A 12,045-nucleotide genomic window follows, 5' to 3' on the forward strand; every position below is an offset into this window, starting at 1 on the left:
GTTCTTTATGGATTAAGGTTAGTGTTCGTTTATTATTGAAAAATAGATTTTATTTTATTGATAATTCCCTGAAGAATACTAAAAATAGCATCTGAAGAAAATCCGCCAATAAGCGCTAAAACGGCATTATTGAAAATACTCAAATCTTGATTTACATTATAAGAAGAAACAATTTCTGAAAGAATCAAGCCTGAAATAATTCCTAGTATAATTAGTGCGGTGTAATAAATGGTTTGTTCGGGTAATAATGTAGCGTTCTTTATACCTTCACTAATACTTCGCAACAAATAAAACATCACTCCTAACCCAGAAATTGCACACAGAAACAGAATATTCAATAGTAAAGATTTTCCGCTATTGCTTAAAATTCCTTTTGATAACGACAAAGTATTTACCTCATCCGATAAGGAAGTACCAATAAATAAAATCAAGAATATAATAGCCAAAATGATTAGGTTTCGGATGATTGGCAATTTTGTCAATAAACTTTTTTTATTGTTCCCTTTAGAAACGATATTGAGATACGCAATAGACTTAGGTGTTGCTGGTGCTACATTTTTTATTAAAATATTATGTGCATTTATCAAATCGCTTATCTTATCGCTTTCTATTAACGAATTTACATCTGTATTGATCGTTTTGCCACTATTCATTGCATACAAAAGCATATTTTCAAGCTCATTTTTGAATTGAATCATTGTTTCATCTGACACACCTTTGGAGATTCCTTTTGGTGGTTCATTGGCTGTTTGATTAGCACTGGAGGTTTTGGTGGTACTGGTCTTAGATTTAGAAGAACCTGTTGGCGTAAACGTCGGTGTTGGATTTGAAGTAGCCATATGATTAATAATTTTGGTCAGTTCCTCAAACTTACAATTTAAAATGCGCATTTGAAAGCTTAGACAAATGCGCATCTTAAAATCAAGGGTTTATACGTAGTTGGGTTTTGGTTTTGGGTTTTGAGTTTCAGTAATATGTTTTTTCTAAATTGTAAATCAGAGTCTACATTGTTAAACTCTCAAACTTTGTTTTTCGTGGATTTATTAATTTGCTTTATGAAGCTTCAAACTCCTAGAATCATTCAAACTTCAAATATTTAATCAAATCTACTTTGGTGGCATTAAAAGCTTTAATTCCTACAACCACAAATACCAAAATCAATAATATAATCGGTGCAATGACAAATGGCCACCAAGGCATCTCAATTCTGTACGCAAAGTTGTCTAACCATTTTTGCATTAAATAGTAGGCAATTGGCAATAGAACAATAATTGAAATTCCTGTTATTTTGATAAAGCTTTTTACCAATTGTACAATAATTTCTTTAACTGATGCGCCTAATGTCTTCCTGATAGCAACTTCTTTTAAACGCTGCTCAATGGTCAATGTAGCCAACGCAAATAAGCCTAAAAGAGCAATGAAGATGACGACCAAAGTCAGAATAAAAAATAGCGTTTGCTGCTTTCTATAGATATCATGTGTTTTATTATAATACTGATCTAAGTAGTAGAATGAAAATGGATAACCAGGTTCCAATTCCTTGGTCCAAAAGCGTTCAATTTCTGCCAAAGCGGCTTCTTTATTTTCTGGTTTTAGTTTAAACTGTACGGTACTCATAGCACCACGAACCCAATCGAAACCTGTATAATACATAAAGAATGCCGGACGGATTTCTTTATCCAATCCAACCATATGATAGTCTTTTAAAACTCCTACAACATTGAATTTTTTTCCATCAATTCCAACTTCTTTGTTCAAAGGATCATCTGCCATTCCCAAACGTTTGGCAGCCGTTTCGTTGAAAATAATACTGTTGATAGTATCTGAAGCAAAGTCTTTAGAGAAGTAACGTCCTTTGGCAATTTTTGTGTTGATCATTTCTAAGTGTCCAAAATCTAAAGGAATAAATTTTACATCAACAACAACATCTTTATAAGCTACATCTAAAGAGATATCGTTATCATCTCCAGGCACTAAAAACGTAGAGGAAATGTCTTCAATATTCGGATTGTTTTGAAATACGCTTTGGATCAACTTATATTGTTTGGTTCTGCTTGATTGAGAATCATTGAATTCTACGACCAAGATTTCTTCTCCCGAAAATCCTAAATCTTTAGAACTCATATATTCTACTTGTGCATATACAACCAATCCACCAATGAAGAAGAATCCTGAAATGACAAACTGCAAGCCTAGCATTACATTTCGCACCAAAATCATGCTTCCACTTCTTGAAAAATTTCCTTTTAAGACACTGATGGTTTTAAAGTTTGACACGTATAACGCCGTGATAAATCCTATCAAAGTAGCAATTCCGATAGCTAATAGAATCACTTGTACAATGATGGTTGTGCTATTTAGGCTCAAATTTTTATTAATAAATGCATTGAATATAGGCAGAAGCAATTCCACAATAATTAAAGCAATAAATACTGCAATAATTCCTTGCACTACAATTTCTAGAACAAACTGTAATTGCAAGTCAGTTTTTGAGACACCTAGCGTTTTCTTTACGCCAACTTCTTTAGCACGTTGACTAGCAGATGCCACTGACAAATTGATAAAATTGATGCTCGAAATTACAATGATTAAAATGGACAAACTCAACATAATGACCAGTAATAAGTAATTTCCTTTTCCTTCTACCATACCATCATCGCCTTGACCGTGTAATCGTAAATCTGTTAGCTTTTCCAACATTGGATAAGAACCTTGCATAGACACATATTCGTCTACCGTAATTCCTTGTGATGTTGCTTCTTTTTGATAGTAGTTATCTACATATACATCGTAAATTTTCTTTTCAACAATAGCAAGATCAGTTCCTACTGGAATTTTATAAAAAGTATACACTCCGTATCCTCCCCAATTTTTACTTTTTGTTATAGGTTTGTGTATCATTGCGTTTGGCATATACACAGAAGGTTTTTGCAATTCATATACTCCAGTAACAATGTATTCTCTTCTACCATATTTGATGGTTTTCCCTACGGATTCTTTTTCACCGAATAACTGTTTTTCTACGTCCGTAGAAAGTGCTATTGCATTTTTTGTCGCCAAAATTGTTTTTGGATCTCCTTTTACAATTGAATGCGGAAAAAATTCAAAAAAGTTTGCATTCGCACGCCCAATTTTAGTTGCATAGATCGATTGGTCTTTGTAACGTAATATTTGACTATCGTATCCTGAGTTTACCGAACAATAGTCTGTAACTTCTGGAACTATTTCTTTTACAGTTTTTCCTTCGGGATTTGTGGCTCCATCATAAATCTGTCCATCTCCCCATTTATGCGCCATTTTGTAAACAATATCTTTTTGCGTATTCCATTGATCGAAACTTTTTTCGTCTTTGTAGTACAACAAAACAATAATCAATCCTACCAGTCCAAGTGTTAAACCACAAATGTTGATGGTAGTGTTTAACCAGTTCTTTTTACTATTACGAAAGAATAATTTTAGCCAAGTCTTTACCATCTTATTCGAATTTCAAGTATTTAATTAAATCTATTTTGGTAGCGTTTACTGCCTTTACTCCTACTAATGCAAATACTAAAACTAATAATACAATTGGAGTGATAATGTATGGCCAAATCGGCATATCTATTCGATAGATAAAATTATCGAGCCAGTTTTGCATCAAGTAGTACGATATGGGTAGTAATATAAGTACTGAAATCAATGTTATTTTTAAGAAGCTTTTGACCAGTTGAAAAATAATTTCTTTAACAGATGCGCCTAAAGTTTTACGTATAGCCACTTCTTTTAAGCGTTGCTGAATAGTAAGTGTTGCTAAAGCAAACAAGCCAAGTAAAGAAATGATAATTACGATTGTAGAAAGAATTAAAAACATGATTTGTTGTTTTTGGTACTTCTCATAGGTTTTTGCAAAATTTTCGTCTAAAAACTTATATACAAAAGGGTAATTATCGTCGATGTTTTCTTTCCAGAAATCTTCTATCGTGGCAATAGTTTGTGAAATGTTTTCTGGTTTCACTTTAAATTGTATGGCAGGAATCCAATCTTTAGAGAAGTCAAATGTTTTCCAGTGAATTAAAAACATCGGATCTATTTTTACGTCAAATCCATCAAAATGATAATCCTTTATAACACCTACCACTTCTAGTGTTCTATCATCTTCATCTCGTATCCAACCGACACGCACTTGCTTTCCTATAGGATCATCATAAATTCCTAGACGTTTTGCGGCTGTTTCATTTAAAATAATGTTTGATACTGAATCAGAAGTGAAGTTTTCAGAAAATGCTCTTCCTTTTAGCACTTCTAGTTTTGCAAAATCTACATAATTAAAGTCTACCAAATTTGATGCTGCATTAAAGGATTTATCTTCGTACTGCAAAGCTGTTCCGTTTACATACCCATCGCCAGGTACAAACATACTCGCTGTGATATCAGTAATATTTTCTTCTTTTGCCAAAGCATCTTTGAGTAAGCTATACTTTTTATATTCATCTTTTATATTGAATACATCTAGTACTAAGGTTTGTTCTTTGTCAAAGCCAAGATCTTTGTTGATCATAAAGGACATCTGATAGTAAATGACCAAGACACCTATTAAAAAGAATCCTGAAATTAAAAATTGCAATCCCAGCATTACATTTCTGGCAATAACTCCTTTTTTACTTCTTGAAAAATTTCCTTTTAAGACTTCAACAGCTTTAAAATTGGCAAGATATAAAGCAGGAATTGCACCAACAATTAGTGACGTGATAATGGCTACACCAATCAATTTTATCAAAATGGGAGGATTTAAAAGTGTCAATTCCTTATCCATAAATTGATTAAAGTAAGGCAATACAAACTCTACCATGATCAATCCCAATAAAAGCGCGACAAAACCTTGTAATACAATTTCAAATACATATTGAAAAATGAGTTGTTTTTTAGACAAACCTAAGGTCTTTTTTACACCAACTTCCTTGGCGCGTTGACTCGCAGAAGCTGTGGAAAGGTTGATAAAGTTGACACAAGAAATAATGATTAACAATATAGACAGCCCTAACAATACAAGTAATAGCTGGTAATTCCCTTTCCCTCCAGGACCTGCATTATTGGCTTTATTATGTAAACGAATCGTTGTCAATTGTTCAAGTAAGACTTCCATGATACCATACTTCTCTCTTACTTCTTCCAATGTCATATTGTTTTTAGCCAATTGTGGTTTTACATTTTTTTCAATGATTACATTATTCATTTTTTTGCGTACAACATCTGGCGTAACTCCTTTTGTAAACCTGCAAAATAATTCGTTCTGAAAATTCCCCCAGTGCAATTCAAATGGTTTACTAAATTGTATCAGCAATTCCGATTCATAATGCCCATTTCCTGGTATTTCGTAAACACATGCTATGACATAATCGTTTCCATCAATTTTTACAATTTCATTAATCACACTTTGTTTTCCTCCTAGCTTTTTAGCTAACGATTTGGAAATGGCAATGTGTTTTCTGTTTTCAGCAAATTTATCTATGCTTCCTTCTATAATTGTAAAAGGAAAAAAATCGAAGAAATTTGGCTCTGTTTCCGTTGCTTTTTCTGTGTATACTTTTTTTTCACCACTACTAAGAACACGGCTTCTGTAAAAAGGAGAAATCAAAATAGTTTCTTCTACTTCTGGAATATCACTCTTAAAAAGAATTGCTTGTGCAGCAGTACTCACATGCCAAATTCCATTTTGTTTTGAAGTATTAGCTACTCTATAAATTTGATCGTTGTCTGGAACCCATTTATTATAACTCTCTTCGTCATTAAAGTATAATAGTACAATTAGTAAGCCTGCAAAGCCTAGCGTTAAGCCTGAGATATTGACAATGAGATTTAGCCAATTTTTTTTGCTGTTTCTAAAAAATATTTTGATCCATGTTTGTAACATAATGTTGTTTTTTTATTGATGAATGATTTATTATTTATGTTACTCAACTAGCACGTCTATATCACGTGTATTTGTTTTTTCTGAGATGATTTCTCCGTCTTTCATCATGACAATTCTACTTGAAAATTGTGCATCGTACGAAGAGTGTGTCACCATAATAATTGTTGCTCCAGAAGCATGCAATTCTGCCAGTAATTCCATCACTTCATTACCGTTTTTACTATCCAAATTCCCTGTCGGTTCATCAGCTAAAATTAATTTTGGATTGGTCACCAAAGCTCTTGCTACTGCGACACGTTGTTGCTGTCCACCAGACAATTGCAATGGAAAATGTTTTGCTCTGTGTGCAATTCCGACACGTTCTAGAATTTCATTGACACGTTTTTTACGTTCGCTAGAAGGTACTTTATTGTAAATCAATGGCAATTCAATGTTTTCATATACCGAAAGCTCATCGATTAAATTGAAATTCTGGAATACAAATCCAATATTCGCTTTGCGCAATAAAGCACGTTGTTTTTCGGAATGCTTTGAGACTTCTGTATCTCCAAATTGATAACTTCCCGAAGTTGGTGCATCTAACAATCCAATAATGTTTAATAAGGTAGACTTTCCACAACCTGAAGTTCCCATAATAGAGACAAACTCTCCTTCTTTTACCGTTAAATTTAGCTTGTGAATCGCTGTGGTTTCTACTTCTTCTGTTCTGTAAACTTTCGTTAAATCTGATAATATAATCATTGTTCGTTTTTTGTTTGTTCGTTTATTCGTTTTTTGATGATGTTTTTATTGTTGATTCGTTTGTTCGTTTCACACTGAGCGGATCTGAAGTGTTGATTGATGTTATGTACTAAAATAATGAGACAAGCTTTTCTATTAAAATATATACAAATACAAGCATTGTTAATTTAAATTTAATTCTTCCATATCTTTAAAATCGTCATAACTAGAAGTGATAACTCGATCGCCTTCTTTTAAACCTTCCAATACTTCATAATAAAATGGATTTTCGCGTCCAATACGTACCGAACGCTTTACCGCTTTATTGTCTGAATTTAATACAAAAACCCATTTTCCGTTGGTACTTTGGTAAAATAATCCTTTTGGAAGTAATAGTGCTTTGCTATTGTTTGATAAAAACATTTTGCTTTTTAAAGACATTCCACTACGAATTCCCTTTGCGATAGAATCAGTTTCAAATTGCAATTCTACTTGAAAACCACCTTTCACAATCTCAGGATCGATCTTTGAAACGCGAATTGGCAATTTTTCTTCGTCAATCGTTACTGTTCCACGAATATCTTCTCGAAGTTTTGAAATATAATATTCATCTACTTTTGCAATTAATTTATAGCCATCCAAAACATCCATTTTTCCTATATTGTCACCTTGATTATAATTTTGCCCTAAAGTTGGATTGAAAGATGCTAATAAACCATCCGCTGGTGCTTTGACTATAAAGTTTTCCTTGTTTTTGCGCAACAATTCTAAACTTTCTTCCATCTTTCTCACGGAAGTATTAATACGTGCCAATTGTACATTGCGATCATTTTTTTCATTAGACACTTTCGTTTTAATTACTTCATTGCGTTCTTTTTGAAATTTATATTCTTGCTCAGATGTTTGATACTGATTACGTGCGATAATTTCCTTTTTATACAAACGTTTATCTATTGAGTACTGACGTTCTGCATTTTTAAAAGCATTGTCGATACTTAATAATTGTTCGTCTAAATTCAATTGTTGATTCTTAATCGTGACGCGAATGTTTCTCAAATTATTAATTTGTTCTACAATTGCCGTTTCCTGCGTTAAATAGTTCAATTCTGCATTCGGATTGTACACGCGCAATAAAGGAACTCCCTTTTTTACTGTTTGTCCACTTTCTACAAATACTTCCGAAACTGACCCACCTTGAATCACATTGATCAATACAGCCTTTTTTGGTTCTACAGTACTATTGAATAATAATACATCTTCAAAGTCACCTTTTGCTACTGTTTTAATAGAAATGGTTTCCCTGTTTAAGTTTACTTGTTTTTTACGTGTAGCACTCATAAATATAATAGCAGCTAGCACAATCGTTGGAATTCCCCAAAACAGCATACGTTTCGTTTTTTTATTTTTTGGTTGAATTTGCTTGTCCATCGTTTTTTAATTTGTTTGATAGATAGAGTGCCATTCCTGTGCCATGAAAAAATAAATTCACAACACTCTAATTTTCAGTATTTTAAAAAATAAATGGATTTTACAAGTGTTCATTTTCGAACATTTTTTTGTTCATTATCAAACATCTTACTAACTATGTAGTATGAGAAAAAAGGAAGCTTCCATATTAATTGTTGATGATGATGATGATATTTTATTCTCGGCTCGTATTAGCTTGAAGAAATATTTTACCGAAATCATCACTACCAACAATCCGAAGAAAATTAGCAATTATATTACCTCTCAAACTTTTGACGTGGTTTTATTAGATATGAATTACCGCATAGGCTTTGAAGATGGAAAAGAAGGATTGTATTGGTTAGAGCAAATCAAAGAAATTAGTCCAGAAACGACTGTGATTTTGATGACAGCTTTTGGAAGTGTAAATCTTGCTGTTGAAGCTATCAAACAAGGTGCTTCGGATTTTATCTTAAAACCTTGGAACACAGAAAAGCTATATAGTATTGTAAATGCTGGTGTAGAATTGGCGCGTTCGAAACGAAAAACTACACAATTAGAAACGGTTCAAAAGCAACTTGATAAAGACTTTCACCAACAAACAGAACATATTATAGGAAAATCTGCTGCGATGAAAAAAGCCATCAATTTGGTCCAAAAAGTAGCGCCAACAGATGCCAATGTATTGATTTTAGGAGAAAACGGAACTGGTAAATATGTGTTTGCCAAAGAAATTCATTTGCAATCTGAACGTAAAAACCATCCATTTATACATGTCGATTTAGGTGCTTTGAATGAAAACTTATTTGAAAGTGAGTTGTTTGGGTATACCAAAGGTGCCTTTACAGATGCACACAAAGATACACTTGGAAGATTTGAACTAGCCGCTGGTGGAACCATTTTTTTAGATGAAATTGGAAATTTACCCTTGCATCTTCAATCCAAGTTATTAACGGTAATTCAAAACAGAAAAGTTACCCGTTTGGGAGAAGGAAACGAGCGTCCAATTGATGCTAGAATTATTTGTGCTACTAACGCACCAATTCATGAAATGGTGAGCGAACAAACCTTTCGACAAGATTTATTGTTCCGAATAAATACGATTGAATTGCAATTACCTCCATTACGCAAACGCACAGAAGATATTGGAGTATTAGCAAATCATTTCTTAAAAAAGTTAAATCAACGCTATCGTAAGCAGTTGACTTCTATTTCTAATAGTGCCATTATTGCTTTGGAAAATTACAATTGGCCAGGCAACATTCGTGAGTTAGAACACATCATAGAACGTGCAGTAATTATTACTGAAAATACCAGTATCGAAGCAGAAGATTTACATTTTTCTTCACGAAAAGTGACGACAAATACACCTGTAACGCTTAACTTAGAGGAAACTGAGAAAATATTGATTCAACAAGCGCTAGACAAACACCATGGAAATATCTCAAAAGCTGCTAAGGATCTTGGATTGACACGTGCTGCTTTGTACAGACGACTTGAAAAACACAATCTCTAAATGAGCAAAAAAATCTACATACAACTCAGCATCCGTATAGTACTTATTGCTTTGAATGCCATACTCATCTATTATTTCTTTCAGAATGGATATGTGATTAATGGTTTTGGTTTTACATTATTGCTTATTTTTCAAGTATTCTTATGTTTTGAATATATAAAAAAGCTCTTTTTAGATATAGAAAAAACAATTGATTGTCTATTAAATGATGACTTTTCGAATAAAATTTCTACGGAAAAACAACAAAATAGTTTGCATGCAAAAGCAGCAAAGCTTCAAGAAAAATACCGTACACAAAACCAACAGCATACTTCCGAACAAGTCATTTTTACAAATATTATTGAGAGTTTAACTATCGGTGTGTTAATTCTCCGGAAGGGTAAAAAAGGGCACATTGAAGTATTTCAGTTGAACAAAGCTTTTGTAGATTTCTTCCAGATTCCAAAGTTTTACAATTGGAATTTGCTAAAAGATAAAATTACACCGCTCATTAAAATTATTGACGTACAACCGTGGAAACGCGTAAAACATACTATTTCTTTAACGGTAAACGAGCAAGTAGAATCATTTTTCTTAAAAACTTCGATTACCCATACCAACGAATTTGACTATTTGATGGTTACAATGGAAACCATTCAACAATTGATTGATAAGAAAGAAAAAGAATCTTGGTATAAACTGATGACAGTGATGTCGCACGAAATCATCAATACCATTACACCGATTAGCAGTTTGGCAGAAAATTTGGATTCGCTTTTGCAAGACGAACCTGACGAAGATACGTTAGAAGAATTATCGCAAGGACTTAAAATCATCAAAAAACGTTCATCACACTTGAACAATTTTGTAAATACCTATCGTCAATTATCAGAATTGCCACTGCCCGACAAAAAGGAAATCAATTTTACCGAAACAGTACAGCAAACACTTAATTTATTCTCACAAGAGTTTAAAGAAAAAGGCATACAACTTCATTTTCAATACGAAGAAAACATTCAGCTTTTAGCAGACAAACAGCAATTAGAACAAGTTGTCATTAATTTAATCTCGAATTGTTTGTACGCACTAAACGATGCTTCCTCACCAGAAATAACCGTGCATGCTAGTTCTGACAATAATCGTGTACATCTAATTGTTTCCGACAATGGAATTGGAATTTCTAAGAAGATTAAAAACAATATTTTCGTTCCGTATTTCACCACACGAAAAGAAGGTTCTGGAATTGGATTAACCTTGACCAAAAGCATCGTAGAAGCCCACGATGGCACGATATTCTTTAAATCTGAAAATGGAGTAACAACCTTTACCTTAAGCTTTCAGAATACTTAAAATACTTTTTAAAAGTAAGATGTTAATTTTATAACGGATAAATTTATCTTTAATAATAAATAGTTTATATTTTTGTTCCATAATATCATGAGTATGTTTTCAAAATCTTGCGAATACGGTTTAAGAGCTGTTATTTTTATAGCAGAACATAGTTCCCAATGAATGATATAACAGCTGTAATCATCCAAAACAATAGATAGATAATACCAACCCCATCCTATGATTTTAAAGTACGTAAAATCAGTCTACCACATTTGATTCACTCTAGTGGTTTTATCTTTGAACTCATTGCTTTCCTGCATTAAAATATGCGCTGGTGATGTCATAAGACCTTGTTTCTTTAGTATTCTGTATACAGAACTCTCAGATATATAATAGTGCTTAACATCTATCATATGATAGGCAAGTTCTCTTGGAGATTTATCTGGTAACTCTAAAGCTAGCTCTATTACTTGATTTCTTACCTGATCAGGAATCTTATTCCAATAACTATTTCTAACTGCTGTTTTAGGAGCTAGACCATCATTTCCCTCTTTTAAATATTGACCATACCATTTGTAGAATGTACTCTTATTGATTCCTAGTTCTTTAAGGGTTCGGTTGCAACCAATCTGTGAACCTTCTACTATTTGGATGATCTCATATTTTTCTGCCTGAGTAAATCGCATATACTTCTTAAATTTTATCCGAGACCATTCAAGCTTTTTTTCAATACACGATTCTTTAAAGTCAGTTCTGCAACGACCTCTTTTAAATCTCTGTTTTCTTCTCGAAGTGCTTTTACTTCACTAGTGTTGGCTTCGCGCATAGCATCGCCCAACAGGCGTTTCTTACCAGCTTCAAGGAAGTCTTTATTCCATTTATAGAATAATGAAGGAGCTATGTTTTCTCTGCGGCAGATCGCTGCTACACTTTCTTCTCCTTTTAAACCTTCTACTACAATACGGATTTTCTCCTCAGAGGAAAACTTACTGCTAGTTTGACGTTTAATGTCTTTGATGACAGCTTTGGCTGTGCGTTTTTTTTGTGTCATGGTGTGAACTTTTTTAAGGATTTTACAATATCTTCAAAGCATGCTTTGAAGATATTAAACTCTCCTATATTAATATCCTTTAACTAGTCCACTTTTATCTGAAAATTTACA

Annotated in this window: 9 protein-coding genes; 2 read left to right on the plus strand and 7 right to left on the minus strand. The window is 33.0% G+C overall.

Annotated elements, in window-relative coordinates:
• Positions 1 to 32: 32 nt before the first annotated feature.
• The 5 genes from MK119_RS20345 to MK119_RS20365 form a co-directional block, all read right to left on the minus strand.
• Positions 33 to 839, minus strand: coding sequence for a hypothetical protein (locus MK119_RS20345; RefSeq protein ID WP_290682810.1), 807 nt, complete (start codon positions 837 to 839; stop codon positions 33 to 35).
• Between the two features lie 238 nt (positions 840 to 1,077).
• Positions 1,078 to 3,474 carry an ABC transporter permease gene (locus MK119_RS20350; protein ID WP_290682812.1) on the minus strand — a complete coding sequence of 799 codons (2,397 nt, stop codon included), beginning with the start codon at positions 3,472 to 3,474 and terminating at the stop codon, positions 1,078 to 1,080.
• 1 nt (position 3,475) lies between these two features.
• Positions 3,476 to 5,890 (minus strand): ABC transporter permease, encoded by a 2,415-nt coding sequence (locus MK119_RS20355; RefSeq protein WP_290682814.1) that lies wholly within the window; start codon positions 5,888 to 5,890, stop codon positions 3,476 to 3,478.
• Between the two features lie 39 nt (positions 5,891 to 5,929).
• Positions 5,930 to 6,631, minus strand: a complete 702-nt coding sequence (locus MK119_RS20360) for an ABC transporter ATP-binding protein (RefSeq protein ID WP_290682816.1) — start codon at positions 6,629 to 6,631, stop codon at positions 5,930 to 5,932.
• Between the two features lie 162 nt (positions 6,632 to 6,793).
• Positions 6,794 to 8,038, minus strand: coding sequence for an HlyD family efflux transporter periplasmic adaptor subunit (locus MK119_RS20365; protein ID WP_290682818.1), 1,245 nt, complete (start codon positions 8,036 to 8,038; stop codon positions 6,794 to 6,796).
• Positions 8,039 to 8,201: 163 nt separating this feature from the next.
• On the opposite strand from MK119_RS20365, the gene MK119_RS20370 reads away from it, so the two are divergent.
• Both MK119_RS20370 and MK119_RS20375 read left to right on the plus strand, forming a co-directional pair.
• Positions 8,202 to 9,572, plus strand: a complete 1,371-nt coding sequence (locus tag MK119_RS20370; protein ID WP_290682820.1) for a sigma-54 dependent transcriptional regulator — start codon at positions 8,202 to 8,204, stop codon at positions 9,570 to 9,572.
• Positions 9,573 to 10,901, plus strand: a complete 1,329-nt coding sequence (locus MK119_RS20375) for a HAMP domain-containing sensor histidine kinase (protein WP_290682823.1) — start codon at positions 9,573 to 9,575, stop codon at positions 10,899 to 10,901.
• A 245-nt stretch (positions 10,902 to 11,146) separates the two neighbouring features.
• On the opposite strand, the gene MK119_RS20380 is transcribed toward MK119_RS20375, so the two are convergent.
• Complete coding sequence (locus MK119_RS20380) at positions 11,147 to 11,569, minus strand: helix-turn-helix domain containing protein (protein ID WP_290682825.1); 423 nt, start codon at positions 11,567 to 11,569, stop codon at positions 11,147 to 11,149.
• 14 nt (positions 11,570 to 11,583) lie between these two features.
• Positions 11,584 to 11,934 carry a transposase gene (locus MK119_RS20385; RefSeq protein ID WP_290682826.1) on the minus strand — a complete coding sequence of 117 codons (351 nt, stop codon included), beginning with the start codon at positions 11,932 to 11,934 and terminating at the stop codon, positions 11,584 to 11,586.
• Positions 11,935 to 12,045 lie beyond the last annotated feature (111 nt).

It is taken from the genome of Kordia sp., assembly GCF_022447245.1.
GTDB lineage: Bacteria > Bacteroidota > Bacteroidia > Flavobacteriales > Flavobacteriaceae > Kordia.

Excerpts from the sequence above, each read along its gene's own strand:
- MK119_RS20345 (WP_290682810.1), bottom strand. The coding sequence starts at position 839 with ATGGCTACTTCAAATCCAACACCGACGTTTACGCCAACAGGTTCTTCT.
- MK119_RS20350 (WP_290682812.1), bottom strand. The coding sequence starts at position 3,474 with ATGGTAAAGACTTGGCTAAAATTATTCTTTCGTAATAGTAAAAAGAAC.
- MK119_RS20355 (WP_290682814.1), bottom strand. The coding sequence starts at position 5,890 with ATGTTACAAACATGGATCAAAATATTTTTTAGAAACAGCAAAAAAAAT.
- MK119_RS20360 (WP_290682816.1), bottom strand. The coding sequence starts at position 6,631 with ATGATTATATTATCAGATTTAACGAAAGTTTACAGAACAGAAGAAGTA.
- MK119_RS20365 (WP_290682818.1), bottom strand. The coding sequence starts at position 8,038 with ATGGACAAGCAAATTCAACCAAAAAATAAAAAAACGAAACGTATGCTG.
- MK119_RS20370 (WP_290682820.1), top strand. The coding sequence starts at position 8,202 with ATGAGAAAAAAGGAAGCTTCCATATTAATTGTTGATGATGATGATGAT.
- MK119_RS20375 (WP_290682823.1), top strand. The coding sequence starts at position 9,573 with ATGAGCAAAAAAATCTACATACAACTCAGCATCCGTATAGTACTTATT.
- MK119_RS20380 (WP_290682825.1), bottom strand. The coding sequence starts at position 11,569 with ATGCGATTTACTCAGGCAGAAAAATATGAGATCATCCAAATAGTAGAA.
- MK119_RS20385 (WP_290682826.1), bottom strand. The coding sequence starts at position 11,934 with ATGACACAAAAAAAACGCACAGCCAAAGCTGTCATCAAAGACATTAAA.